At 58.7% G+C, this 25105-nt stretch carries 23 protein-coding genes and 1 pseudogene; 11 read left to right on the top strand and 13 right to left on the bottom strand.

Annotation, left to right across the window (positions count from 1 at the left end; translation table 11 throughout):
- Window positions 1–5: 5 nt before the first annotated feature.
- The 7 genes from EC836_RS12935 to EC836_RS12905 all read right to left on the bottom strand — a co-directional run bounded on the left by EC836_RS12935 (window position 6) and on the right by EC836_RS12905 (window position 8323).
- On the bottom strand, window positions 6–872 hold the full coding sequence (locus tag EC836_RS12935) for a MurR/RpiR family transcriptional regulator (protein ID WP_123333681.1): 867 nt from the start codon (window positions 870–872) through the stop codon (window positions 6–8).
- A 440-nt stretch (window positions 873–1312) separates the two neighbouring features.
- A complete protein-coding gene (locus EC836_RS12930; RefSeq protein WP_123333679.1) occupies window positions 1313–2653 on the bottom strand; it encodes an LLM class flavin-dependent oxidoreductase in 1341 nt (446 codons plus the stop codon).
- 17 nt (window positions 2654–2670) lie between these two features.
- On the bottom strand, window positions 2671–4269 hold the full coding sequence (locus EC836_RS12925) for an ABC transporter ATP-binding protein (RefSeq protein WP_123333677.1): 1599 nt from the start codon (window positions 4267–4269) through the stop codon (window positions 2671–2673).
- Window positions 4266–5105 carry an ABC transporter permease gene (locus EC836_RS12920; RefSeq protein ID WP_233599307.1) on the bottom strand — a complete coding sequence of 280 codons (840 nt, stop codon included), beginning with the start codon at window positions 5103–5105 and terminating at the stop codon, window positions 4266–4268. The genes EC836_RS12925 and EC836_RS12920 overlap by 4 nt, the downstream gene beginning before the upstream one ends.
- Window positions 5106–5108: 3 nt before the next feature.
- Window positions 5109–6104 (bottom strand): ABC transporter permease, encoded by a 996-nt coding sequence (locus tag EC836_RS12915; protein WP_123333675.1) that lies wholly within the window; start codon window positions 6102–6104, stop codon window positions 5109–5111.
- 10 nt (window positions 6105–6114) lie between these two features.
- A complete protein-coding gene (locus tag EC836_RS12910; protein ID WP_370347749.1) occupies window positions 6115–7710 on the bottom strand; it encodes an ABC transporter substrate-binding protein in 1596 nt (531 codons plus the stop codon).
- A gap of 52 nt (window positions 7711–7762) precedes the next feature.
- Window positions 7763–8323 carry a GNAT family N-acetyltransferase gene (locus EC836_RS12905; RefSeq protein ID WP_123333671.1) on the bottom strand — a complete coding sequence of 187 codons (561 nt, stop codon included), beginning with the start codon at window positions 8321–8323 and terminating at the stop codon, window positions 7763–7765.
- A gap of 245 nt (window positions 8324–8568) precedes the next feature.
- Between EC836_RS12905 and EC836_RS12900 the strand changes: the two genes are divergently transcribed.
- Complete coding sequence (locus EC836_RS12900) at window positions 8569–10203, top strand: Na+/H+ antiporter (protein ID WP_123333669.1); 1635 nt, start codon at window positions 8569–8571, stop codon at window positions 10201–10203.
- Window positions 10204–10317: 114 nt separating this feature from the next.
- On the opposite strand, the gene EC836_RS12895 is transcribed toward EC836_RS12900, so the two are convergent.
- Complete coding sequence (locus EC836_RS12895; protein WP_199735147.1) at window positions 10318–11709, bottom strand: PLP-dependent aminotransferase family protein; 1392 nt, start codon at window positions 11707–11709, stop codon at window positions 10318–10320.
- A gap of 149 nt (window positions 11710–11858) precedes the next feature.
- Between EC836_RS12895 and EC836_RS12890 the strand changes: the two genes are divergently transcribed.
- Window positions 11859–12719: a DMT family transporter gene (locus EC836_RS12890; RefSeq protein ID WP_123333667.1), complete on the top strand. Its 861-nt coding sequence runs from the start codon at window positions 11859–11861 to the stop codon at window positions 12717–12719.
- A gap of 121 nt (window positions 12720–12840) precedes the next feature.
- Here the strand turns inward: EC836_RS12890 and EC836_RS12885 are convergent, their stop codons facing one another.
- Window positions 12841–14034 (bottom strand): MFS transporter, encoded by a 1194-nt coding sequence (locus EC836_RS12885; protein ID WP_123333665.1) that lies wholly within the window; start codon window positions 14032–14034, stop codon window positions 12841–12843.
- A 139-nt stretch (window positions 14035–14173) separates the two neighbouring features.
- Between EC836_RS12885 and EC836_RS12880 the strand changes: the two genes are divergently transcribed.
- Entirely contained in the window at window positions 14174–14767 is a 594-nt protein-coding gene (locus tag EC836_RS12880) for a TetR/AcrR family transcriptional regulator (RefSeq protein ID WP_123333663.1), read from the top strand.
- 41 nt (window positions 14768–14808) lie between these two features.
- Here the strand turns inward: EC836_RS12880 and EC836_RS12875 are convergent, their stop codons facing one another.
- The 3 genes and pseudogenes from EC836_RS12875 to EC836_RS12860 form a co-directional block, all read right to left on the bottom strand.
- A complete protein-coding gene (locus EC836_RS12875) occupies window positions 14809–15288 on the bottom strand; it encodes a type VI secretion system tube protein TssD (RefSeq protein ID WP_123333661.1) in 480 nt (159 codons plus the stop codon).
- A gap of 209 nt (window positions 15289–15497) precedes the next feature.
- Entirely contained in the window at window positions 15498–16190 is a 693-nt protein-coding gene (locus EC836_RS12865) for a hypothetical protein (protein ID WP_123333657.1), read from the bottom strand.
- A 224-nt stretch (window positions 16191–16414) separates the two neighbouring features.
- Window positions 16415–16525, bottom strand: a pseudogene (locus tag EC836_RS12860) (transcriptional regulator); the annotation flags it as partial.
- 228 nt (window positions 16526–16753) lie between these two features.
- On the opposite strand from EC836_RS12860, the gene zigA reads away from it, so the two are divergent.
- Window positions 16754–17974 (top strand): zinc metallochaperone GTPase ZigA, encoded by a 1221-nt coding sequence (gene zigA, locus EC836_RS12855; protein WP_123333655.1) that lies wholly within the window; start codon window positions 16754–16756, stop codon window positions 17972–17974.
- Window positions 17975–18068: 94 nt separating this feature from the next.
- Here the strand turns inward: zigA and EC836_RS12850 are convergent, their stop codons facing one another.
- Window positions 18069–18476, bottom strand: coding sequence for an Exc2 family lipoprotein (locus tag EC836_RS12850; RefSeq protein ID WP_123333653.1), 408 nt, complete (start codon window positions 18474–18476; stop codon window positions 18069–18071).
- Between the two features lie 176 nt (window positions 18477–18652).
- On the opposite strand from EC836_RS12850, the gene EC836_RS12845 reads away from it, so the two are divergent.
- The 7 genes from EC836_RS12845 (at window position 18653) to EC836_RS12815 (ending at window position 25101) form a co-directional block, all read left to right on the top strand.
- Complete coding sequence (locus EC836_RS12845; RefSeq protein ID WP_123333651.1) at window positions 18653–19384, top strand: HPP family protein; 732 nt, start codon at window positions 18653–18655, stop codon at window positions 19382–19384.
- Between the two features lie 331 nt (window positions 19385–19715).
- Window positions 19716–20678: a LysR family transcriptional regulator gene (locus EC836_RS12840; RefSeq protein WP_123333649.1), complete on the top strand. Its 963-nt coding sequence runs from the start codon at window positions 19716–19718 to the stop codon at window positions 20676–20678.
- Window positions 20679–20968: 290 nt separating this feature from the next.
- Complete coding sequence (locus EC836_RS12835; RefSeq protein ID WP_123333647.1) at window positions 20969–22438, top strand: NAD(P)-binding domain-containing protein; 1470 nt, start codon at window positions 20969–20971, stop codon at window positions 22436–22438.
- Entirely contained in the window at window positions 22435–22917 is a 483-nt protein-coding gene (locus EC836_RS12830) for a hypothetical protein (RefSeq protein ID WP_123333645.1), read from the top strand. The genes EC836_RS12835 and EC836_RS12830 overlap by 4 nt, the downstream gene beginning before the upstream one ends.
- The gene (locus EC836_RS12825; RefSeq protein WP_123333643.1) at window positions 22914–23480 is read left to right on the top strand and encodes a peroxidase-related enzyme; all 567 of its coding nucleotides are present in this window, start codon (window positions 22914–22916) and stop codon (window positions 23478–23480) included. The genes EC836_RS12830 and EC836_RS12825 overlap by 4 nt, the downstream gene beginning before the upstream one ends.
- 42 nt (window positions 23481–23522) lie before the next feature.
- Window positions 23523–24260: an amino acid ABC transporter ATP-binding protein gene (locus EC836_RS12820; protein ID WP_123333641.1), complete on the top strand. Its 738-nt coding sequence runs from the start codon at window positions 23523–23525 to the stop codon at window positions 24258–24260.
- A 22-nt stretch (window positions 24261–24282) separates the two neighbouring features.
- Window positions 24283–25101 (top strand): transporter substrate-binding domain-containing protein, encoded by an 819-nt coding sequence (locus EC836_RS12815; RefSeq protein ID WP_123333639.1) that lies wholly within the window; start codon window positions 24283–24285, stop codon window positions 25099–25101.
- The last annotated feature ends 4 nt before the right edge of the window (window positions 25102–25105 follow it).

The following is a 25105-nucleotide window of genomic DNA, read 5'->3' as shown; positions in this document are numbered from 1 at the left end:
TGCTTTTAACGTTCAAACTGACCAAATTCCTGCTGTAGCAGGCGGTTCTGGGCCAGACGAGCCGACAGTGTTGGCCCAAGCTGTTCCACTACGGCAGAAAGGAGAAGGTTATAAAGGCAGCTCACCGGAGCGAGCGAGTCCCAGAAGCTGCCGGTATCGGTTTTCACCTGCAGCACATCGGCCTGATAATCCCGCGCCCACGGGCACCACATGTCGGTGACCAGCGCCATGGCCACGCCGCGTTCGGCGGCCACCCGGCAGAACTGCCGCGCCACGGTGGAGTAGGCGCGGGTATCGGTCAGCACCACGTATGGCTTTTCATATTCGGAGTTGAGTGATTCAAGCCAGCTGCCCGAACTGCCTTCGGCATAGCTGACGCGCGGGCGCAAATACTCGAGGTGGCTGAAAAAGGTATTGGCGATGCCTCGCGTCGACTGGATACCCAGGATCACCACGGCATCGGCCTGCGCAATCTGTTTGCTGACCGCCATAAAGGTGTCGGTCTGCGCCAGCTGATAGACGTAGCGAATGGCTTCCAGCTCCATATGCAGTGACTGATTCACCCGGTCGGGCAGGGCCTGCTGCTGCTCCCAGGAGTCCAGACGGTCGATCACTCCCCAGTGTTTATAGGCCTGGCTTGGCGTTTCACGCAGCTGGCTTTTCACATCCTCCAGATTGCGGAATCCCATTTTGCGCAGATAGCGCCCCACCGTGATGCCGCTGGTGCCGGTGGCCTGGGCGATGCCGTCGGCCGTCTCAAACGGAATCTGTTCCCGGTTGCTTAACAGCCAGGAGCTGATGCGCTTTTCGCTCGGCGTCTGGCTGCTCCAGGCGGCTTCAATAAGGGTGAAGAGTTTGTTATTCGCGCTCATCGGGTTTCCGTGTTAGTTCGCTGTCATTCAGCTCATTGCTGACACAAAACTAACAAAGCACGATGCATGCCATCTTTGTGGGGTTATTTTTTATTGCTATAAATCATTGCGTTACAGAGATTGTTTTTGTGGCGGGATTTTTACGCTATTAAACCGGGAGAAAATTCTGCAGTGCAACACGGATGACAATTGCATCACATCAGTGCAACACGGGGGATGGGGATGCCAAATAAACAGGCTATGGTTGAGTGATTTTTGAACGAATGACAGAAGGAGGAGGATGATTGAACGGAACTAAAGGAGCCGTCGGTCGATATTCGACGCGGTGGGATAACGTCGGCAGCAGCCTTGATACAGACGATTACTGTATTCCGGTGTTAATGCTTGCCTGTCTTGCCCGGCGAAGCGATCTGCCGGGCAACGGGGAAGAAGGTGTCAGATCAGGCGCTGAGCGCCTGCTGTTCCTGCACAGCAAACTGATTTTCCGGCTCGCTCAGCCCGAGGTTTTCACGCAGCGTGTTGCCCTCGTACTCGGTGCGATACAGTCCGCGCTGCTGCAGGATCGGGATCACCTGCTCAACAAAATCATCAAAGGCTGTCGGCGTGCCGCCGCGCACGATAAAGCCGTCCGCCGCACCGGAACGGAACCAGTGCTCCAGCCCGTCGGCAACCTGTTCCGCGGTGCCGAAGAAGCCCGGTCTTGGCGTAGCCGCCTCCAGCGCCGTCTGGCGCAGTGTTAAACCGCGCTCAAGGGCATCACGCTTGATGGTGTCGGTGGTGCTGCGGAAGCTGTTCTGGCCGAGATCGCCAATATCCGGGAACGGTTCATCCAGCGGGTGCTGGCTGAAATCGTAGTGCTCAAAGTAGCGGCCCAGGTACTCCAGCGCTTTTTCCACCGTCACCAGCTGGGCGGTTTGCTGGTAGCGCTCCTCGGCCTGCGCCTCATCCTCGCCGATAATCACGCTAATACCCTGGAACACGCGAATATCATCAGCGCTGCGGCCGCGGGCAACCAGCTGGCGGCGCACGTCTTCACGGAACGCCCGCGCCAGCTCCGGCGTTTCCTGGCGGGTGTAGATGCCGTCGGCCGTTTCGGCGGCAAACGCCTTACCGGCTTCCGACGCCCCGGCCTGGAAAATCACCGGGCGGCCCTGCGGCGAGCGGCCGACGTTCAGCGGCCCCTGCACGGAGAAGTAGTGGCCCTTGTGGTTCAGCGTGTGCAGCTTGCTGGTATCGAAGAATTCGCCCGTCTGCTTGTTGCGTACAAAGGCATCCGCCTCCCACGAATCCCACAGCCCCTTCGCCACCTGCAGATACTCGCTGGCAATGCGGTAGCGCTCGTCGTGTTCAGGATGACGGTCGCGGGAGAAGTTCTTTGCCGATCCTTCCAGCGGTGAGGTCACCACGTTCCAGCCCACCCGACCACCGCTCAACTGATCGAGGCTGGCGAACTGCCGCGCCACGGTAAAGGGCTCGCTGTAGGAGGTGGACAGCGTGGCGACCAGGCCGATTTTCTGGGTAACCAGCGACAGCGCGGAGAGCAGGGTGATCGGCTCGAAGCGGTTAAGAAAGTGCGGAATTGACTGGGCGTTGATATACAGCCCGTCGGCAACAAACAGGAAATCAAACTTTGCCTGCTCCGCCTGTTTTGCCAGCTTCTGCACAAATTCAACATTAATACTGGCATCGCTCTGCGCGTCGGGATGACGCCACGCGGACATATTGCCGGATGGTCCCTGAATAATCGCCCCCAGACGCAGCTGGGATTGGGTCTGACTCATGATAGTGCTCCTTTATTTCAGGCCGCGCGGCCGGGCATCGCCGGCAGCGCATCAAGTAATTTTTGCGTCCAGGGGTGAGCGGGATGGTTAAACACCTGCTCCACATCCCCGCTTTCGACAATCCGCCCCTCTCTCATCACCAGCACCCGGTCGGCCAGATGGTGAATCACCCCCAGATCGTGGGAGATAAACAGCAGGGCGGTGCGGTGTTCCGTCTGCATATCGGCCAGCAGATCGAGGATCTGCGCTTGCACCGAAACATCCAGCGCGCTGACCGGCTCATCGGCAACCAGCAGCGCGGGGTTCGGCGCAAAGGCCCGGGCAATCGCCACGCGCTGGCGCTGCCCGCCGGACAGTTCACGCGGGTAGCGATGCAGTAATTCACGGCTGAGGCTGACCTCATCCAGCAGCTGCAGCACCCGTTGACGGCGCGCCGAACCGAAGATCCCGGCGGTATCCAGACTCTCGCCAATCAGTCGTTCCACGTTGTAGCGCGGGTCGAAGGAGCTGAGCGGATCCTGGGCAATCAGTTGAAGTCCGGCGCGACGGCTGCGGCGCAGGGCTTCCGGCTGCTGGCTCCAGCGCTCACCGGCAATCTCAATGCTGCCGCGCTGCGGTTCACTCAGTCCCAGCAGCAGCCGGGCCAGCGAGCTTTTTCCCGAGCCGGATTCGCCCACCACGCCCAGCGTTTCACCGGCGTGCAGCTGGAAAGAAACGTTATTCACCACGTGGCGATCGCCGTAATATTTATGTACGTTGTTGACGCTGACTAGTGGCTCGCCGCCTACTATCGGGCGGGGAGGCAGCGCCTGTAGCCGTTCGCTGGCCAGCCGGAAGCCGCGCGTCTGCGGCGTTGGAATAGCGCGCAGCAGGCGGCGGGTCCACGGATGCTGCGGGGCAGTGAGGACCTGGCGGGTTTCCCCGCTTTCCACCACCTTGCCGTCACGCATCACCAGCACGCGATCGGCCAGCTCGGCCACCACCGCCAGATCGTGGCTGATCAGCAGTAATGCCTGGCCGTTTTCCCGCCGCCGCCGGAGCAGCGTCAGGATCTGTTTTTGTACCGTCATATCCAGCGCGGTGGTCGGTTCATCGGCAATCAGTAGCGCGGGCTGCCCGGCCAGCGCACAGGCGATCAGCACCCGCTGGCGCAGCCCGCCGGAAAGCTGATGCGGATACACCGCCAGCCGCTGCTCCGCATCGGCCATTCCGGCCTCATGCAGCAGCTGCAGACTGCGCGCAGCAATATCTTTCACCGCAACCTGCTGGCTGGCCCTCAGCGCGTCGGCCAGCTGCTGGCCCACCGTACGCAGGGGATCCAGCGACACCAGCGCATCCTGCAACACGTAGCCAATCTGGCGGCCGCGCACCTGCCGCCAGTCGCGCTCGCCGTTGCCCAGCGCGGGCTGCCCCTGAATGGTGAAACGATCGGCATCGATCGCCGCGCCTTTGGCCTGAAGCCCCAGCAGCGCGCGGGCGGTGACGGTTTTCCCCGACCCCGACTCACCAACCAGCGCGACGGACTCGCCGGGCTGAATGGTCAGGTTAAGCCCGTCCACCACCGCCTGCGGGCCGAAACGAATCGAGAGGTTGTGAATATCAACAATCGCGGTCATAGCTGTTTTCCTTCAAATCGTGCCTGCCAGTGGCGGCCAATCACGCTCACCGCCACCACCGTCAGGGTAATCGCCACACCGGGCCAGACGCCGGTCCACCACGCGTTACGCAGATAGTTGCGTCCTTCGGCCAGCATCAGTCCCCATTCCGCCGTCGGCGGCTGCGGCCCCATGCCGAGGAAGCTCAGCCCCGCCGTGCCGATAATCGCGGTGCCGAGGCCGAGCGTCGCCAGCGCCGGAACCTGAGCGATGGCGTGCGGCAGCACGTGCCGCCACACCAGCACAGGCCACGGCTGGCCAAACGTTAGCGCCTGCTCAACGTAGCCGGACTGCGCAATCAGAAAGGTCTGCGCCCGGACCACGCGGGCAAAGCGCGGCACCGACGCCACGCCCAGGGCAATAATCAGATTGGTGGTGCCGGGGCCGGTAAAGGCGATCAGCATCAGCGCCAGCAGCAGATCGGGGAAGGCGGAAATCACATCCACCGTGCGGCCAATCACCTCATCGACCACGCCGCGCGCCAGCCCGGCCAGCAGGCCCAGTGCGGTGCCGACAACCACGGCCAGCCCGATAGCCGCCACCGAGATCAGCAGGGAGTAGCGGCTGCCGTAAATCACCCGGCTGAGCAGGTCGCGCCCCAGCTGGTCGGTCCCCAGCCAGTGCTGCCACGACGGCGGCTGCATGGCATTCAGCGGATCGGCCAGCAGCGGATCCCCCGGTGCCAGCCAGCCTGGGAACGCGGCGGCCAGCGCCAGCACGGCAAGAAAAACAAAGGACAGCAGCAGGGCAAACCGAATGCGGCGCGGCAGGCGCAGGGTCAGTAACATCGTGGACATGGCTTACTCCTTTTCTGCCTGGCTGCGCAGGCGCGGGTCAATCAGCAGGCCGAGGATATCGACCAGCGTGCTCATCACCACGTAAACCAGCGCGGAGAGGATCGCCACCGCCAGCACCACCGGCATATCTTTTGCCAGCACCGCATCAACGGTGACTTTACCCAGCCCGGGGCGGCTGAACACCTGCTCGGTGATCACCGCGCCGCTCAGCAGGCCGCCGACCAGCCAGCCGGTCAGCGTCACCGCCGGCAGTGCGGCATGGCGCAGCGCGTGGCGCAGACGCACTATCACTCCGTGGATCCCCCAGGCCCGCAGCGTCAGGGAAAACGGCTGATCCAGCGCATCCTCCAGCCCGCGACGCAGCACCTGCGACACCACCGCGCCCTGCGCCAGCCCCAGCGACAGCGACGGCAGCACCAGCGCGGCGAAGTTACGATCGCCCGCCACCGGGAACCAGCGAAGCGTGAAGCTGAAAACGAACAGCAGCACGATGCCCAGCCAGAAAGACGGGGTGGAGGCCAGCAGCAGCTCCAGACCGCTGGCGAAATTGCGCCCCCAGCGGCGGTGCGCGGTGGACACGGCAACCAGCACCGCAAACACCACGCTGACCAGCAGTGCCGCCCCGGCCAGCTTCAGCGTCGGCAGCAGCTGCGAAAACACCAGCTGGCCAACGTCAACGTTCAGCATATAAGAGCGGCCAAAATCACCGTGAACGATGCGCCACAGATAGTTGAGATACTGCTGCCACAGCGGGCGATCCAGCCCCCATTCCGCGCGGATAGCCGCCTCGATTTCCGGGGTACGTACCTGTTCACCGACCAGCAGGCTGACGATATCGCCCGGGGCCAGCCAGACGGCGATAAACGACAGGCTGACCGCCGCCCACAGCACCATTGCGCCGCCGCCGATACGTCCCGCAATGCGCCACGGCAGCGAGGAAGACGGTTTCTGTCGCGGTTGCCCGGCGCTTTTGATCAGGGGGGTGGTTTCGCTACTCATGGCTCACCTGTTAATGTTCGCTCAGCCAGACGCTGTAGGCGTTTTCCGGCATCTGTTTAAAGGGACGGAAACCGATACCGTTGACGTAGCTGGCGGCGGCAATCTGGTCTTCCGGTTCGTACAGCGGGATCGCCACCGCGCGGTCGATAATCGCCAGCTGCTGTAGCTGCGCGTAGAAGCCACGACGGGCCGGCACATCGGCGGTCGCTGAAGCGCCTTTCAGCAGCGGCAGGATCGCCGGGTCGGAGGTACGGCTGTAGTTGATCGCACCACCGGCATTCACCGGCAGGTAGTGGTTTTCGATATCGATGCCGTCGGTTTCGGTATTAGAGTTGGCGATTGAGCCGAACTGGCCGCTGTTGCGCAGCTCGGTATAGGTGCCGGAATCGACATAGCGGAGCTTCAGCTCCACGCCCAAACGCTGACGAGCCTGCGCCTGAATCGCCTGCAGCAGCACATCGCGCTGGTCGCGCACCGTCGCCTGCGCCTGGATGATTTCAATGCTCAGGCGCTGACCGTCCTTAGTGCGGAAGCCGTCGGCATCACGCGCGGTCCAGCCCGCTTCATCCAGCAACTTATTGCCCAGATCCGGGTTATTACCGTATTTGCCTTCGACGCCGTTGGTGTACAGCGGATCGACCGGGGAAGTGATGCCCCAGGCGCGGGTGCGCTCGCCGCGATAGATGGATTGCAGGATCGGCGCCACGTCCAGCCCCTGCAACAGCGCCTGGCGCACCTTGAGTTCCTGCGTTGGGCCGTATTCCACGTTCAGGAACAGCGAATAAGGCGTGCCGGTATTCAGCGCGTGCTGATAGGTGAAGTCCGGATTGTTTTTAAATTCACCGGCATCGTTACCGGAAACGCCCTCAATCGCGTCAACCTGTCCGGAGAGCAGGGCGCCCACGCGCACCGAAGACTCCGGCAGGAAGCGATAGGTCACGCCGTCCAGATACGCAGGGCCCTGATGCGCGGCATTCGCCGGTGCCCAGTTGTATTCCGGGTTTTTCACAAAGACGATCTGCTGGCCTTTTTCATAGCGCTGCAGGATAAACGGCCCGGTTCCGGCCACGGAGGCACCGCCCGCTTTCAGGTCCGGCGACTGCCAGGATTTCGGTGAAATCAGTTTCAGACCGGCGGCGAAGGCCAGGAACGGTGAGTAAACCGCCTTCAGATTCAGCACCACGGTACGCTCGTCCGGGGTTTCAATGCTGTCGATATGGCGGCTCAGGGCGCAAAGGCTGGACCCCGCGCAGTAGGCCGGATCCTGGATCTGACGGAAGTTCTGCGCCACCGCCTCCGCATTCAGCTTCGCGCCGTCGGAGAACTTCACGTCCGGGCGCAGGGTAAAGATAATCCGCTTGCCGTCCTGCTCCACGCGGTAGCTTTCCGCCAGCCACGGAACGAAGCTGCCGTCGGCCTTACGCGCCAGCAGCGATTCATAGGCCACGCGCAGGATCAGCTCGGCTTTCGACTGGCCGTTCAACTGCGGGTTTAACGGTTTAGGTTCGGTTTCCACGCCCCAGGTCAGGGTGCCGCCCGTGCGTGGTTCGGCGGCGGCAAATGCCGATGAGACGGATAAAGCCAACAGCGATACCGTAGCCATCATGGCCACTTTATTATTTAAGCGCATAGTTTTCCCAGAAAGGTAATAAAGGCGACTAAGCCGTCAGTGAGTTTTCAATAAAATCGTGCACGTATTCTTTAATTTTTGCCTGCTGATAGCGCTGCTGATCGAGGACACGGGTTAAATAAACCAGTTCAACGCCCAGCGGATTCACCGCGCGATGAAACGGCTGGTAACCCCGGCGTAAATAGAGCTGTGACAGCCACGGATGTTTAATGGCCGTCGCCAGATACACCGCCGGGGATTTCAGCGTATCGCGCAGGAAGCTTTCCTCAACGTAGCGAATAATCCGGCTGCCGAAACCCTGGCCTTTGAACACAGGATCGACGGCAAACCAGTGCAGGAAGGGCCACGGCGACACCTGCTTGCTGTCGGCGGCCCACGGGAAACGCACCGTCAGCGTGGCCACCAGGCGGCCGTCATTTTCCAGTACGAAGGTCGATTCGCTGGCGATCACCGCGCGAACGTCCTCGACGGTGGAGCGGGTAATGGTGAAGTGGATCCCCTGCGGAATAAGCGGCGCGTAGGCGCGCTGTAATAGTCCATGCAGTAATTCTGCTTCTTCCACTTTTGCTAAACGAATACGTTCAGTCATGAGTTCCACCACCGGGGCAATTAAGTTATGAGGATTATTAACCGCGCGGCAGGAAACTGTGAAAGATAAATATCTGATAACGATGCGCAGTTAAAATCTTAATCCCCTCGCCATCAGATATTTCCTGTATCATCCCTCCCTGACTGACGGCCATAATGACCGATTGTTTTCCATTTATTGTTTGAGTTAACCAGGGAGAAGGTCTGTATGTGTTATGCCATTTTTACCAAAAGGGGAGGTTGCGAATGTCGCTGATCACCATTGTATTAGTTTTTATAATGGCCATTGTTGTTACCGTTTTTATATCCCATTTACTGTCCGCTAAAATCCCCCTGCCGCTGATCCAGATTGCGGCGGGTGCAGCCCTGGCAGCGGGCGGTTTTCAGGTCGATTTTGATCCCCATATCTTTCTGCTGCTGTTTATTCCTCCTTTGCTGTTTCTTGACGGCTGGCGCATCCCGAAAGATGCCTTTTTCAGCGATCTAAAACCCATTCTGTCACTGGCCATCGGGCTGGTGCTGGTCACCATCATCGGCATGGGTTTATTCATTCACTGGCTGATCCCGGCGATTACCGTGGCGGCCGGCTTTGCGCTGGCGGCGATCCTGTCGCCGACGGACCCGGTTGCCGTCTCGGCGATGACCGCCAGCTCGCCGCTGCCTTCCCGTATGGGCCATATTCTTGAAGGCGAGTCGCTGCTCAACGATGCATCCGGTCTGGTAGCGTTTAACTTTGCCGTTGCGGCGGTGCTGACCGGCAGCTTTTCAGCCAGCGATGCGGTCACGCGTTTTGCCGTGATGGCCATCGGCGGTATCTTCAGCGGGCTGGTGGTGGTCTGGGCAACCGGCAAGTGCAATAACTTCCTGATCCGCCGCACGCGCGAAGAACCGGCGATACAGATCCTGATCAGTATTCTTATCCCGTTTGCTGCCTACATTCTGGCCGAAACCTTCCACGTATCGGGGATTCTGGCCGCGGTTGCCGCCGGGATTGCCATGCACTACGAGCAGCTCTCCGGTCCACGGCTGCCCGCCACCCGAATGAAAAGCAGCGCCGTGTGGAACATGCTGCAGACCATCCTGAACGGGATGATCTTCCTGATGCTCGGCGAGCAGCTTCCCCGCATGCTGCAAACCCTGCCGGACGTCGCCAGCCAGGCGGGCGTCTCCTCCCCCTGGTATCTGCTGCTGTATGCGGTAGTGATCACCCTGGCACTGGGTGCCGTGCGTTTCTGCTGGGTATGGCTATCCATTACGCTGACGGTGTTCCGCCAGAAGCGCCAGGGTAAAGTCACCACCAGCCGCCCGCAGTTCAGCGCGGTCGCCGTAATGGCGCTGGCCGGGGTGAAAGGTTCGATCACGCTGGCCGGTATTCTGACGCTGCCCGTGGTGCTGACCGATGGCTCCCCGTTCCCGGGCAGGGACCTGCTTATTTTCCTCTCAATGTCGGTGATCCTGCTGTCGCTGATCGTCGCCGCGGTCGGCCTGCCGATCATGACTTCGTATCTGGCGGATGACTTACCTCATGATTCAGGCAAGGGGGCAATCAGCGCGGCGCTGACCGAAGCGGCGATCGCCCGCCTGAACGAATTGCTCAGCCAGCCCGTTGACGACCCTGAGGAAGAGGCCCTGCGGGCGGATGCCGGAAACCTGCTGTTGGAGACCTACCAGCGTCGCCTTCACTACAATGACAGTGACGACCAGAACGATGTCGGTCAGGAACTGAAGAAGCGTGCGCGGATCGAAAAAGAGATGCAGCGCGAGGCGATCGTGGCTCAGCGCGCCGAGCTGTTCAGGCTCAAGCGCGCGCGCAACATCACCGACACCACCTTCCAGCAGGCGCTGAGAGCAATTGATTTGAAGGAAGAAAGCCTGCATTAACGGCCAGTATCCCCGCTGGCGGATGGCTCACTCGCAAAGAAACGAGGCCGTCAGCGGGGCTCGTCATTCAGCAATGGCGACCCCGTCCACGCCCCCGCACCCGTACGCGGGGTACTATGGCCCCGTTCGACACGCCGCCATCACGTCTTTCAACACGCTAAATACGCGCTCATCGCCCAGATGAGCGACGTTAAACCGCATAAATTCTCCGGCCGTCTGCGACACGCTGAACACGTTGCCCGGTGCCATCACCACGTTATGCTCGCGGCAGCGGCGGGCAATCTCGGTGGAATCCAGCCCCGCCGGCAGGCGGCACCAGAGATAAAATCCCCCGCGCGGCACGATCCACGGCGTCAGCCCCAGCGCCGTCAGCTTTTCCGCCGCCGCTTTCCGCGCACGCGTCAGCCGCCGGGTGACCTCGTCCAGATGTTTGCGGTAGCTGCCGCCCGAAAGCACGCTGGCCAACAGTTCGGTGGTCATCGGGCTGGGGCCGCCGAAGCTGGTGGCAATTTGCAGATCGATTAAACCCTCAATCCATTCAGGGCGACAGGCAATGTAGCCGCAGCGCACGGAGGCCGAAAGCGTTTTAGAAAAGCTACCCATGCGGATCACCCGTTCCAGGCCGTCAGGGATCGCCAGGCGTGACGACAGTTCCGGCTCGAATTCGGCGAAGATATCATCCTCAACGATAATCAGGTCGTGTTCACGCGCGGCGCTGAGCACCCGCCAGGCGGTTTGCGGGGAGAGGCTCGCCCCGGTCGGGTTATGCAGCGCCGAGTTGGTAATGTACAGACGCGGACGCGCGCTGCTGAGTATCTGTTCAAAGGCGGCCACGTCCGGCCCGGTTGGCGTGAACGGCACGCCCACCATCGTCACCTGATGCGCGCGGAGCAGCGCCTGGAAGTTAAAGTAGCAGGGGTCGTCCACCAGCACGGTATCACCCGGCCGCAGCAGGAAGCGGCAGATGAGATCCAACGCCTGGGTGCCGGAGCCGGTCAGCATAATTTGCTGCATCGAGGCCGACAGCCCTTCACCGGCGAACCGGGCCAGCAGCAGGCGGCGCAGTTCGGTCGCCCCACGTGTGCTGCCATAATCACTCAGCAGGCTGGCATCAGAGCGCGCCAGTTGGCGCATCGCCTTACGCAGCGCCTCAACAGGCATCCACTCGGCGGGTAGCCAGCCGCAGCCGGGTTTTAAAACTTCAGGATCGGCATCCAGCGACTGTCGAGAAACCCAGAACGGGTCGACGTCCCGCTGGTAATCAGGGTTTTTCTCCACCAGGCTGAGCGGAGAAGAATGTGACCCGGTGGCAAAAAAGCCCGCGCCGCGCCGTGCGCGGATCATCCCGGTTGCCGCCAGTCGTTCATAGGCTTCCACCACCGTTGACGGGGAAACCTGCATCTGTGCCGCATACTGGCGTACCGACGGCAGGCGTTCCCCGGTACTCAGTGCGCCAGAAATAATCCGGCCGCGAATATCATCCATCAGCATTTCAATGCGTGTCATTGCGCTTCAGCCCCGTCGCAGACATTATCACTGTGTGGAAGTTATCACCCATACAGTTTGGTGAAATTGTACTGCATTGTATCTTCGAATCGTTCCTGACGTTGCCTATTATCGTTGAAAATTGTGAGTCAAAACAGAAACGAGGCACTATGGAACGGACAACGGCAGGATGGTGGAGTGGACTGATCGGCGTGATGATTTTTAGCGGTTCACTTCCGGCCACCCGCGTAGCGGTCAATGATTTTTCGCCGCTGTTTCTGACTTCGGCCAGGGCGACCATCGCCGCGCTGCTGGGCGGCGCGCTGCTGCTGCTGCTTCGCCAGCGCCCCCCGGCGCGCTCCGACATGCTGCCGCTGCTGATCGTCGCGCTGGGCGTGGTGGTCGGTTTTCCTCTGCTGACTGCGCTGGCGCTGCGCCATATCAGCGCCGGTCATTCGGTGGTGTTTATCGGCCTGCTGCCGCTCTCCACCGCATTATTTGGCGTGCTACGCGGGGGCGAGCGTCCACGCAAGGCTTTCTGGCTGTTTTCACTGCTCGGTGCCGCCATCGTGGCTGGTTTTGCTATCGCCACGGGACAGGGTGGATCGCTGAGCGGCGATCTGCTGATGGTGGCTTCGGTCATCGTCTGCGGACTCGGCTATGCGGAAGGCGCGGGGTTATCGCGTCGCCTCGGCGGCTGGCAGGTGATCAGCTGGGCGCTGCTGCTCTCCCTGCCGCTGATGGCGGTGATCGGCCTGTTCAGCCTGCCGCACAGCTGGAGCGCCATCAGCCAGCCCGGCTGGTTAAGCCTGGGCTACGTTTCCCTGTTCAGCATGCTGATTGGCTTTCTGTTCTGGTATCGCGGGCTGGCGCTGGGCGGCATCGCGGGCGTCAGCCAGCTCCAGCTTTTGCAGCCCTTTTTCGGCCTGCTGCTGGCCGCCGCTCTGCTGCACGAATCCATCGCCTGGAGCATGATAGCCTGCGCCACGGCGGTGATCCTGTGTGTGTTTGGGGCAAAGCGGTATAGCTAACAGGCCAGGAGTGCCGATCTGCGTTCGCCAAAGAAGGGAACAGACGACAGCAGCGTGACAATCGTCAAAAGCGCTGCTGTCAGCCCAGAGGGTTGCCCCTCCTACAGCTAATAACTTCTTTTTAGCTGCCACTGGCGGTGTTACCCAGATGGCGAAAGCCATACAGCACCACGGCGAGGATCGCGCCTGCTGCCCCCGCCGCTACGTAAAATCCCTGCGGCGCTGAGCCATAATTGAGCACCTGTCCCGCCACTGCCGCGCCCAGCGCCACGCCGATATTCAACCCCGCCAGCAGCCAGGCCATTCCTTCCGTGACCCGGTTTTCGGGCGCGGCGCGCTCGGCCAGCGACATCGCCACAATCATCGTCGGGGCGAAAAACAGTCCGGAGAGCATAACGGCAGCGGTCAGGGACAGGATGCTGCCCGCCATCAGCAGCGGCAGGGTGGACAAGGCGATCCCCAGTCCGCCGAATACCAGCTGATGATGCAGTGGCGCGCGCAGATGTAACGCGCCAAACAGCAACCCGGCAAGGCACGATCCCAGTGCATAGGCAGAGAGCACCATGCTGGCCAGCGCAGGCTGCCCCTGCTCGGTGGCGAAAGCCACGCTGACGATATCGATGGTGCCCACAATAACGCCCATCGCCATCATTAACATCACCAGTAAACGCATCGCCGGGAGGCGAATAAGGGAGCGGTTGCTGGAGGTCACATCAAGCGGGATCCGGGGTGGTTCGGTTCCGCGCTGCGCCAGCAGTGCAGCGACGCCGGTGATCAGCAGCAGCGTGGCGAGAAGCATAGCGGCCTCGGGCCGCACCATCACTCCCAGCGCTACCGCCAGCGGTGGACCGGCTATGAAAGAGACTTCATCCAGCACCGTTTCCAGTGAATAGGCCGTTTGCAGTCGCGGCTGTCCCCGGTAGATCGCCGTCCATCGCGCACGCACCATCGCCGATATCGACGGCATAAATCCGCTGAGTAGTGCACCGGTAAACATCATCCACGCCGAATCCCACCACAGGCTGTTTAATGAAAGCATGACCAGACCCAGCGTGCTGATGACCGTAACGAACGGCAGCACGCGGCGCTGCCCGTGACGATCCACCAGCCGGGAAATCTGCGGCGACACCAGCGCACAGGTCATGACGAAGGTGGCGGAAACGGCACCGGCAAAGGCATAGCTGCCGCCGGACTGTGAAAGCATGATAATGATGCCGATACCCGTCATCGGCAGCGGAAGCCTGGCCAGTATTCCGGCGAGGGTAAAAGCCCGTGTGCCCGGTGCAGCAAATAACTCTCGATAAGTGGCGATCATTTCCTTCTCCATAACGCATCCGCTTGCCACGAAAAACGGCTGCAGACATAATACATACGTGGCGTATGAAAAATCATATATTCATACGTAACGTATGTAAACAATCAAAACTCGTTAGCATTAGCAGAGGAAGGGGATTATGGTGCGACGTACCCGCGCAGAGATGGAAGAAACCCGCGCCGCGCTGATATCAACGGCACGGAAGGTGTTTAGTGAGGTCGGCTATGCCGAAACGGTGATGGACGATCTTACCGGGCAAGCGGGGCTGACCCGGGGGGCGCTTTATCATCATTTCGGCGATAAAAAGGGACTGCTGGCAGCGGTGGTGGAGCAGATTGATGCAGAAATGGATGCAAGGCTGGAGGCGATTTCCAGTACGGCTGAAGACGGCTGGCAGGGATTTACCCATCGCTGCAATGCCTATCTGACCATGGCGCTGGAACCTGAATATCAGCGCATCGTTCTGCGCGATGCCCGTTCCGTGCTTGGGGGGCAGTCGCAGGAATCGCAGCGACACTGCGTTGATGCCATGCAGCGGCTGATTGGCCAACTGATTGACCAGGGCGTGATAGCCGAAGCAAATCCGCAGGCGCTGGCATCACTGATTTACGGCAGTCTGGCCGAAGCCGCATTCTGGATCGCCGAAGGAGAAGAGAGTGATGCCCGCCTGGCGCAGAGTTCCGAAGCGCTGACGCTGCTGCTGCGGGGTTTACTGGCTAAACGTGCCCGCTAACGCGGGCTTAAACTCAGCCTGTCAAACGCTTTTATCTTCCCTTACGCTGTAGCATATTCATTCCATGTGTCTCGGTATAGAACATTACCTTCCGTATACTTCCAGGTAATAGTTTCATAACGTAACTCAATATTTTCCATGTGCGTACTTGTCATTCCATTTGGATATAAATACGGCGAGATTGTTGTGATCTTAACATTCTCCAGAAAAATATTGAAATACTCGCTTTCAATCCCAGCATCCAAAATCCGATACATTTTTATTGTCGCCGATTTAAATGTTCGTCCTTCACATAGTGCGCGAAAAAGAATTGGTGTGGTTTTGTCAAATTCTTTTTGCACAGCTATAGGTGAATGAATTCTTGCGCCAGTAAGTTTTCCTGTGTTAGGAGATACAGGTATAGAAACACTGTGCATAACCGATTTTAATTCAATTGAACCAATTCGTTCTGGCATTAAACACCCTCCGACAACTTGTGATCCATTTTTATCTGTTAACCAAATATGAGCTGGAGTTGACATTTTAATATCCTTATAAATTTATCGAGAGTAACAAAAAACAGCAACTAACATTAAGACAAAGAAAACCCCTATTGCCTGCATTGCAATATTGGGGAGGAAGTGAGCCATGAAAACGCCGAAAATTACAGTTAATATTACTGGAATGTATACCCAAAGAAAAAATGATAATTGGTTTTTTAACCACTTTTTGAAAAAATTAATCATACTATTTACCTGGTCATCCGAAATATTGCATTGGCAATATCATCGTCTGATGAAAGGTTAGCCATGAAAAAATGCGCCTTCATGAAAACGGGTTCAACAAGGAAATACATCATCTCCAACTTTCTGACATATAACTCCTGATAATAACCTGGATGCATGATCTGTAACCGCTCGGCACTTTCGGCCGCTTGCTGAATATAGCCATAAAAGTTTACGGCTGCAACAGATAGACCGGAGACTTTACTCATCTTCCTGACAATTCCATCACTTACATTCGAACCAAGACATATTGCACTAGTAACACCCAAAGCAAATGATTGAGTAGTTAAAGAACTGGATGATATATTTACATTCACTTTCATCAATAAGCGTTTAATATGTTCCAATTGTTGCGGGATTCTGTTTTTTAAAATCAACTCGATATATATTTGGATGAGTTCTGAAATCATCCTCCGATACTTAACCAGATGATAAAATGCTTCAAAAAAACGCACATCCTCTTTTTTTAATTTTGAGCAAACATCGTGATAATTATCAGTAAAGCAAGACAGATAATAAGCCATTCTGGTGGTGCCATCCTGAATTCTGGCGGCCTGTTCGAAAACCTGGTCTTTAACACCGACAAGCGCATTATCCAGTTTTTTGGCAAGAATATCATCACTTATCATTTTACTGACAATTGCATCACTATAGTACATAACAGCATCCCTTAGTTGATTTCCCTTTAACTCTCATAAGCTATGTATGGCCTAGATAAAAATTTTCTGTATCCGCGCGCAACTCAACACCTTTATCAATTTATATATTGATAAAACTATGTAGACTCCTCTATCTCGAATTCCAAACATCATACACCTACGGCCTGTTTATGCTTGCTCAGTAGATTGTTCCTTCCCCCTTTTAGCCCACTGACCCGTGCAGTAGCACGAACATCTGCAATATCGTATCGGGTAACGGCAGATGGTGCTTTGTTACCTTTTTTTATTTCTACGGCCCCTTCCAGAGAGGTTTTCAGTTCTTCAAAAAAATTCATTTTTGCACCTCATTTTCCCCACCCAGTCCGTTTTTTCGCATCACTGAGATTCATAGAAATTCAGGACATACAATGTACACCATGCAGTCCCGACAAATCCCTGCACTGGGCATTTTTCGATAAACAGATGACTTCCATAATTGTTATGTTATAACATAACAATTACCCCATAAGGGATACGGTTTAACGCCCGTTCATCTCCGCGTTAACGCACCTGAGGATGTCACTATGTCACAACCACGCATCAACACCGGGCACGATGCTCGCCTGCCGGTTACCGTACTTTCCGGCTTTCTGGGCGCGGGAAAAACCACGCTGCTCAACCATATTCTCAATAACCGCGAGGGCAGACGCGTCGCGGTTATCGTCAATGATATGTCCGAAATTAACATCGACGCCGCGCTGGTCCGCGACGGCGGGGCCGATCTCTCCCGAACCGATGAAAAACTGGTCGAGATGAGCAACGGCTGCATCTGCTGCACCCTGCGTGAAGACCTGTTAATGGAGGTCAATCGCCTGGCGCGGGAAAACCGCTTCGATCAGCTGGTGATTGAATCCACCGGCATCTCCGAACCCTTACCGGTCGCGGAAACCTTCACCTTTGAAGACGACAGCGGCGAAAGTCTGTCGGCGGTGGCCCGGCTGGATACCATGGTGACGGTGGTGGATGGCTTTAACTTCCTGCGTGACTATCAGTCGCGCGACAGCATTGAATCGCGCGGCGAATCGCTGGGCGAGTTTGACGAGCGTTCGGTGGTCGATCTGCTCATCGAGCAAATCGAATTCTGCGACGTGCTGATTATCAACAAAACCGACCTGATTAGCGAAAAGCAGCGCGAGCAGCTTACCGGCATCCTGCGCAGCCTTAATCCCCGCGCACGCATTGAAATCGCCCGCTTCGGTCAGGTGGCGCTGGATAAAGTGCTGAATACCGGCCTGTTTGACTTTGCTGAAGCGTCGCAGGCACCCGGCTGGATGCAGGAACTGCGCGGTACCCACGTGCCGGAAACGGAAGAGTACGGCATCAGCAATTTTGTCTGGCGGGCGCGCAGGCCGTTTCATCCGGAACGCTTCTGGGACTTTTTCGGCGGCGAACTGCCGGGCGTGGTGCGTTCAAAAGGCTATTTCTGGCTGGCGAGTCGCCCGGAGTTTGCCGGCAGCTGGTCGCAGGCGGGCGGCGTATCCCGCCAGGAAATGGCCGGGCGCTGGTGGGTGGGCGTGCCGCGCGATCGCTGGCCGCAGGATGAAGAATCCCTGCGCTGGATCATGCAGCACTGGCAGGATGGCGTGGGCGATGCGCGGCAGGAACTGGTGTTTATCGGCATGCAGATGGATGAGGGGGCACTGCGTCGTCAGCTGAATGCAGCACTGCTCACCGACAGCGAACTGGCCGCCGGGCCGCGCAGCTGGGTGAATCTGCCCGATCCGCTGCCGCACTGGTTTAACTGACCTTCAATTTCAGGGTAATGAGCCGCTGGCTAAATGCGGCTCGTCGGGGCCAGATGAATCGGTGGATCTGGCCCCGGCACCGCAGTGGTTTCGATCAGCGCCCGTCAAAACCGTCCAGATAGGCACCCATCGCCTCGTTGATAAACAGCGCCCGCTGCTTGTCACTCAGCGTGCTGGCATAGCTGCTGTTAATAAAGGTGTGCTGGCTTTCCATCTTTTCTGAGGCTTTTTCTTTTTTGAAGTTGTCCACTTTCTGCAACGCCACCTCACGCGAGATTCCCGCCTGACGATCCTTTATACCGTCGTCATGATACGCTTTAAAAACCGGCTTCATCAGCTGGATGGTGCCGGAAATCTGGGTGGTATAGTTGGGGTCAAAGTCGCTTTTGGATTTAAAAACATAACTTTTGGTATGGGCGGTGACGCTATCCGTGCACTGACTGCAGGCGGCCAAAGAACCCACTAACATCAGCATAAATCCCTTCAGTACGAAACGACGCATTACAGCTCCTTGAAAATAACACAGCGATTTTATAAAGATAAAAAAATACCGTAGCCGAAAAACGGTCGGTTGAATATGAATAACCTTACTTTTTTGCAGGTTGTCTGCGGGGCGTAATCGGAGGAGAATCGCCCGCTCATAATATAAGAATTTTCTATGGATTAGTCACCTGCGCTATGAATCACACCCCTCCAGATAATCTTCTCGCGAAGGTTCGAATTTTCTTCGGCCGCCTGAAACCCCACCCGCTGGCAGTTGCCAGAAAGCAGATGGTTCTTGCCAGTATCGGTGCCGGTATCGGGCTGGCGATCACCAGCCTGTTCAGCCACTGGGTGCTGGGTGAGGTTAACTTGTGGTTTGTCGCCCCGGTGGGGGCCTCGGCCGTTTTATTATTTGGCGTGCCCAACAGCCCGCTGGCCCAGCCGTGGTCGATCGTTGGCGGTAATTTTATCTCCGCCCTGACCGGGGTGACCGTCGGGATGTGGATCGACAACCCGGCCATTGCCTGTGGTGTGGCGGCGTGCCTGGCAATTGCGCTGATGTTTAAGCTGCGCTGTCTGCATCCGCCTGGTGGAGCCGTGGCGCTGACCGCCGTACTCGGCGGGCCGGGCATCCACAGTACGGGCTATGAGTTTGCGTTTACCCCGGTTCTGCTGAATTCGGTGTCGCTGGCGCTGCTGGCCATTGTGTTTAATAACCTGGCCGGGCGCCGCTATCCGCATCCGCTGGGTGCAGCAGAACCCGCGCCGCCGCCGGTTGCCATCACCGTCTCGATCACCCGTGACGATCTGCACGAGGCGCTGCTGGCAGGCCAGCTGCTGGATATCGATGAAGGCGACCTGCAGGAAGTGCTGCTGCACGCCGAGAAAATTGCTGAACGTCGGCAGTTCAGTCGTACAACCGCGTAGTTAACTGAGTTCCCTGCGAAACCGTGGGGAAATCAGTCATCACAAAATCTTATTCCTTCCGCTGCCGCGATGTTATCGCGGCCTTCTTACAGGACGGATCCGGATGCCCTGCGCGGCTGTCCTGCGGAATTACAACGGTCGTGCCTGCGCGCCGATCGTCATCTTGAAACCGATAGCGGGATAACGCAAGATGTGCTCCGGTCAGCGTTAACCTGCCATGAGCAGGGAAATTAGCTTACCGCAATCGTTGCCGCGCTGAAGGGCGGCTTTGCCAACGCGCCGGTGATTGATACGCTGCTGGCCGAAACCCAATCAGCACAGGAATAAAGCCGTGACGCCACTGCAGGATTTGGATTTAAAACAGCTTGAGGCCTTTGCCGCGGTGATCTCCGCCGGGAGCGTGACGGCGGCGGCGAAAGCGCTGGATCGCTCACAGCCCGCTGTTTCAAGGCTGATTCAGGATCTGGAGCAGTCGCTGGGCTATCCGCTGTTTATTCGCAACGGGCCGCGCATCCACCCCACGTCGGAAGCGCTACAGCTGCATCAGTACGTGCAAAAAGCGCTGCTGTCGCTACAGCAGATCCGCCTGCGGGCGCAGGAAATTGGCAGTCAGCAGCATCGCCCGCTGCATATCGCCGCCACGCCCGCCCTGGCGGCGGGGCTGCTGCCGCTGGCGCTGGCCTCGCTGAGCCTGCAGAACAAGGTGCAGATTATCAGTGAATCCGCCGAGCACACGGCGCACGCGGTGATCTCCGGCGAAGCGGACATTGCCCTGTGCAGCCTGCCGCTGGAGCATCACGCGGTGGAACTGCACTGGATCGGCCAGTCGCGCTGCGCGGTGGCACTGCCGCAGGACGACCCGCTGGCGGCGCAGGAGCAGGTCACGCTTAGCGATCTGGCCGGGCGGCGGCTGATTGCGCCGTGGAACCCACTGCGCCTGCGCGGCCGCTTTGAAAAAGCGCTTAAAAAACTGAAAACGCCGCTGCACGAAACCATCGAAACTAACTCCTCCGCCAATATTCTATCCTGCGTGCGCGCTGGGCTGGGCGTAGCGATACTTGAGCCGGTTACCGCCTGGGGCATGCCGCTAGCGGGCGTCATCATCCGCCCGCTGGAGGAGGAGATCCCCTATTTCTTCGGTGTGATCACCCCGCAGGGGAGACCGCTTTCCAGCGCCGCACAGTCGCTGGTCAGCGCGCTGGCTGCGGCGGCCGCCACGCTGCTGCCCGGCTTCCAGCAGCTGCCTGCCGCTGAGCACCCGCGCGTGATGCGGCTGATCAATCAGGACAGTTGACGGGTAAACGGCGCGTTTACCTGAGGAAGGCGCCGTTATTCTTCCCTTCCGCATTCCGCCTATATATCAATTTCGGCATAAGATATAAGAAATCCGTCGTTCGAAATGTAAGCACTTTCTTGACACAAATCATGGTGCAGAGGATTATCCGAACATTGCGCATGATTATGTGAATATCTGATTGTTAGCGCCTAATCATGCTTTATTTGAATAATAGAAAATGATGATCTCCGGGCTTTTGCAGGCAGGCTGCCCGCCGCCCGAGGGAGACAGCATTCAGGAAAATAACCATGACGCATTCTGCTGCATCAGCAACGGCACTCGGCCTGCAGGCTCTGGAAGAGCGGCTCCGATCCGATCTTGAACTGCTTGAGCTTCCGGCAAAATCCTGGGTGCCGCCGCGCACCCTGCACGGTGAAGCCGTGCGCGACGTGGTGGTGATCGGGGCCGGGATGTGTGGCCTGGCGGCTACGGCGAAACTGCTGTTCACCGGCATTAGCAACGTGGTGGCCTACGACGCCGCTCCGGCCGGGCAGGAAGGGCCGTGGATCACCTTCGCCCGCATGGAAACCCTGCGTTCACCAAAAACGCTGCACGGCCCGGCGCTCGGTCTGCCGCAGCTGACTTTCCGCGCCTGGTTCACCGCCCAGTGGGGCGCAGAGGCCTGGCAGGAGCTGGATAAAATCCCGAAAGCACAATGGATGGATTATCTGGTGTGGTATCGCCAGGTGCTGGATCTGCCGGTGCGTAACAACGTTCGTATTACCGCCATCACGCCAATCGACGACCTGATTGCGCTGGACCTGACCGGTGCCGAAACCGCGCGAATTTATACCCGTCGGCTGGTGCTGGCCACCGGACGATCCGGTCTGGGCGGCGCTGCCGTTCCTGACTTCCTGCAGGGCGTCGATCGCCGCTTCTGGGCACACTCCGCTGACGATATCGACTTCGCGGCGCTGAGCGGGAAAAACGTGGCGGTGATCGGTGCGGGCGCATCCTCAATGGATAACGCCGCCACGGCGCTGGAAGCCGGTGCCTCTGCGGTAGATATGCTGATCCGCCGCGCTGAAATGCCGCGCATCAATAAAATGACCGGCATTGGCAGCCAGGGCGTAGTCCACGGCATGCACCGCCTGCCTGACGACTGGAAGTGGAAGTTTGTCGACTACACCTCTGCTTCACAGACGCCGCCGCCGCGCTCCTCCACGCTGCGCGTTTCCCGACATCCGCAGGCACATTTCTATCTGAACTGCGGCATCGTGGGGGTACGGGAAGAGGGCGACGGCCTGGCGATTACCACTACCCAGGGCGAGAAGCATTACGATTTCCTGATTGCCGCCACCGGCTTTGCCAACGATTTTAACGGCCGGCCTGAGTTCGCCGCCGTTGCATCGTTTATCCGCAGCTGGTCTGACGGCCGCTACGCGCCGGAAATGGGCACCCCGCGTGCCAGCATGCTGGATGCGCCCGACCTCGGGCCGGATTTTGAGTTCCGCGAGAAAGTACCGGGAAGCTGCCCGCAGCTTGCCCAGATTTACTGCTTTAACGATGCCGCCATGCTGACGCACGGCAAGGTATCCGGTGATATCCCGGCGGTCAGCGCCGGAGCCGAGCGCCTGGTTCGCGGCATTACCGCGTCGCTGTTTGCCGAGGACGTCACCCGCCATTACGCCAGTTTACAGGCATACGACACCCCAGAACTGCAGGGCGACGAGTGGGTAGATGCCTCGCCCCTGCTGAAAAAGGAGAACGCGTTGTGATCGACGCTATAGATAACGCCGCCGGGCTGACGCCGGACGATGCGCTGTTCCGCGCCCGTCGCTTTCGTACCGAATTCGTTGACGGCGCAGAAGCCTGCCGTCGTTCCGTACTGACGCCCGAACACGATCTGGGACTGAATGCGGCCCTGCGCCTGGCGCTGGCCCGCCGCATCGCCGCGCTGAACGGCGATGACCCGCTGATCGCCGAATATGATGCGCGGCTGGCAGAACAGCAGCCGGACGCATCGCTGCTGGCGCTGGCCGCCGGGGAGTCTGCGCTGGCGGAACCGCTGGCAACCCTGGCCCACCACAGCGACCTGATTACCCTGACGCCGGACCGCGCCGACGCCGACGCAATTCGTCGGCTGGAGCAGGCCGGGCTGAACAACCCGCAGATTGTCGCACTGTCCGAACTGATTGCCTTTGTGAATTTCCAGACGCGCGTCGCCGCGGGTCTGCGCCTGATGAGGTCCGCATGATCCCGTCCGTTACTTTGAAACCGCTGAGCTGGCACCCATGGATCGCCCCGGTTGAACTGGCCGATGCCACCCCGGAACAGCTGGCCGCCATGCAGGTCACGCCGTCGAACAAAAAGGTCTCGGAGTACGTGCGCACCCTGGCCCATGACCCGGAAAGCTACGTGGCCCGCACGCTGCTGTTCAACGCGATTATGTACGTGGAGGGCGGTCTGGACCGCGCCGACCGCGAACTGGGTGCGCTGGGCGCATCGCTGGTCAACGGCTGCAAATACTGCGCGGTGGTGCACGCCCGCCGCCACGCGCAGCTGCGCAAAGATAACGCGCTGGTCAGCGCCCTGTATTACCACCGCGAAGACCAGCTCGGCCCGCGCGATGCGGCCATCTATCGCTTCGCCCGCCGCCTGTCGGTCACGCCGTCGGAAGCCACGCCGGAAGATGTGGCGGCGCTGCGCGAGGTGGGTATGAACGACCACGAAATTATCGATCTGATCCACGCCACCGCCATTTTTGGCTGGGCAAACCGCCTGATGCACGTCCTCGGCCATGCCGGGGTGGAAAAATAAACCCGTTCTGCGCCCGGCACAGCCGAGAGGACACTGAATTCCATGCTTGAACTTAACGATATTACGCTTTCCTACGGCAGCACCCCGATCCTGAAAGGCGTCAACCTTTCGGTCAATCGTGGCGATGTGGTGTCGATTATCGGCCCGAGCGGCACCGGTAAAACCACGCTGCTGCGCTGCATTAACTATCTGGCCAAACCGTCGTCAGGCACCATCACCTTCGACGATATCCGCATGGACTATCGCGCGGCGGATAAAGCGGCGATTCAGGCTATCCGCCTGCGTACCGCCATGGTGTTCCAGCAGTTCAACGTCTTCAAAAATATGACGGTGATTGAAAACGTGATGGATCCCCTGATGGTGGTTCAGCGCAAATCGAAAGAGGAAGCGCGGGAAATTGCCCGTCAGGAACTGGATCGTGTCGGCCTGTCGTCCAAGCTCGACAATTACCCGTCGCAGCTTTCCGGCGGGCAGTTGCAGCGTACCGGCATCGCCCGCGCGCTGGCAGTGCGCCCGGATGTGATTCTGTTTGATGAACCGACCTCATCGCTGGACCCGGAACTGGTGGGCGAAGTGCTGAAGGTGATTAAAGATGTGACGTCTTCCGGCATTACCTCGCTGCTGGTGACGCACGAAATGCAGTTTGCCAAAAGTATCTCGAACCGAATTGTATTTATGGATCAGGGCGTGGTGGCCGCAGAAGGCAGCCCGGCGGAGATCTTTGATAATCCGTCAACGCCAAGACTTGCGCAATTCCTTAACGCTGAACGCATCATCTAATAATTAAAAGGAAACGAAGACAATGCCTGCATTCAAAACTGTTTTACGCCGTCTGGCCCTGCCGGTTGCCGTCACGCTGGCGATGACCGCCGCCGGTGCCAGTTACGCGGAATCCGTACGCACCATCAAAATCGCCACTGCAGCAGAATCCAAGCCGCTCTCCTGGGGCGCGATCGGCGTGGAGCCGCAGGGCTACGAGCCGGACGTGCTGAAGGCGGTTAACGCCAAGCTGCCGCAGTACAAATTTGTGATGGAAGGCGCGGCCGATATCGCGCAGGAAACCGGTCTGGTCACCGGAAAATACGATATGGCCACCGGCGGCTATTACAAAGCCCCCGCGCGCAGCAAGCAGTTCCTGATCCCGGACAGCCCGATGGGCGCCAGCCTGATGAAGATCTACAGCCGTAAAGACGACAAGATCGTTGATATGAAATCGCTGGTCGGCAAGAAAATCGTACCGGTCACCGCCGGTGGCGGCGTGTACAAGTTCATCACCCAGTGGCAGCAGGAAAACCCGGCCGACAAGATTGATATCAAAGCGTCCAGCGCCGGTATCCCTTACCCGGACCGCCTGAAAGAAGTGCAGAACGGCAAATACGATGCGCTGATCCTGCCTTCCAACCTCGGCGAGCAGACGGTTATCGACAACCAGAAGCTAAACATCGTGGCCAGCGAGCCGGTGGTGATCAACAACACCTACGCCCTGATCCACAAATCGGATGAGAACAAAGTCCTGAGCGATGACATCAGCAAAGCGCTGAAAGAGCTGAAGGAGGACGGCACGCTGGATAAGCTGTCGGTGAAATGGTTTGGCGAAGACGTCAGCAAGTACATCAAGTAACGCC

It is taken from the genome of Erwinia sp. JUb26 (assembly GCF_003751505.1).
Taxonomy (GTDB): Bacteria; Pseudomonadota; Gammaproteobacteria; order Enterobacterales; family Enterobacteriaceae; genus Erwinia.
The sequence above is the reverse complement of the archived record's forward strand: the minus strand, read 5'-3'. Positions and strand labels throughout refer to the sequence as shown.

Excerpts from the sequence above, each read along its gene's own strand:
- EC836_RS12935 (WP_123333681.1), bottom strand. The coding sequence starts at position 872 with ATGAGCGCGAATAACAAACTCTTCACCCTTATTGAAGCCGCCTGGAGC.
- EC836_RS12930 (WP_123333679.1), bottom strand. The coding sequence starts at position 2,653 with ATGAGTCAGACCCAATCCCAGCTGCGTCTGGGGGCGATTATTCAGGGA.
- EC836_RS12925 (WP_123333677.1), bottom strand. The coding sequence starts at position 4,269 with ATGACCGCGATTGTTGATATTCACAACCTCTCGATTCGTTTCGGCCCG.
- EC836_RS12920 (WP_233599307.1), bottom strand. The coding sequence starts at position 5,105 with ATGTCCACGATGTTACTGACCCTGCGCCTGCCGCGCCGCATTCGGTTT.
- EC836_RS12915 (WP_123333675.1), bottom strand. The coding sequence starts at position 6,104 with ATGAGTAGCGAAACCACCCCCCTGATCAAAAGCGCCGGGCAACCGCGA.
- EC836_RS12910 (WP_370347749.1), bottom strand. The coding sequence starts at position 7,710 with ATGATGGCTACGGTATCGCTGTTGGCTTTATCCGTCTCATCGGCATTT.
- EC836_RS12905 (WP_123333671.1), bottom strand. The coding sequence starts at position 8,323 with ATGACTGAACGTATTCGTTTAGCAAAAGTGGAAGAAGCAGAATTACTG.
- EC836_RS12900 (WP_123333669.1), top strand. The coding sequence starts at position 8,569 with ATGTCGCTGATCACCATTGTATTAGTTTTTATAATGGCCATTGTTGTT.
- EC836_RS12895 (WP_199735147.1), bottom strand. The coding sequence starts at position 11,709 with ATGACACGCATTGAAATGCTGATGGATGATATTCGCGGCCGGATTATT.
- EC836_RS12890 (WP_123333667.1), top strand. The coding sequence starts at position 11,859 with ATGGAACGGACAACGGCAGGATGGTGGAGTGGACTGATCGGCGTGATG.
- EC836_RS12885 (WP_123333665.1), bottom strand. The coding sequence starts at position 14,034 with ATGATCGCCACTTATCGAGAGTTATTTGCTGCACCGGGCACACGGGCT.
- EC836_RS12880 (WP_123333663.1), top strand. The coding sequence starts at position 14,174 with ATGGTGCGACGTACCCGCGCAGAGATGGAAGAAACCCGCGCCGCGCTG.
- EC836_RS12875 (WP_123333661.1), bottom strand. The coding sequence starts at position 15,288 with ATGTCAACTCCAGCTCATATTTGGTTAACAGATAAAAATGGATCACAA.
- EC836_RS12865 (WP_123333657.1), bottom strand. The coding sequence starts at position 16,190 with ATGTACTATAGTGATGCAATTGTCAGTAAAATGATAAGTGATGATATT.
- zigA (WP_123333655.1), top strand. The coding sequence starts at position 16,754 with ATGTCACAACCACGCATCAACACCGGGCACGATGCTCGCCTGCCGGTT.
- EC836_RS12850 (WP_123333653.1), bottom strand. The coding sequence starts at position 18,476 with ATGCGTCGTTTCGTACTGAAGGGATTTATGCTGATGTTAGTGGGTTCT.
- EC836_RS12845 (WP_123333651.1), top strand. The coding sequence starts at position 18,653 with ATGAATCACACCCCTCCAGATAATCTTCTCGCGAAGGTTCGAATTTTC.
- EC836_RS12835 (WP_123333647.1), top strand. The coding sequence starts at position 20,969 with ATGACGCATTCTGCTGCATCAGCAACGGCACTCGGCCTGCAGGCTCTG.
- EC836_RS12825 (WP_123333643.1), top strand. The coding sequence starts at position 22,914 with ATGATCCCGTCCGTTACTTTGAAACCGCTGAGCTGGCACCCATGGATC.
- EC836_RS12820 (WP_123333641.1), top strand. The coding sequence starts at position 23,523 with ATGCTTGAACTTAACGATATTACGCTTTCCTACGGCAGCACCCCGATC.
- EC836_RS12815 (WP_123333639.1), top strand. The coding sequence starts at position 24,283 with ATGCCTGCATTCAAAACTGTTTTACGCCGTCTGGCCCTGCCGGTTGCC.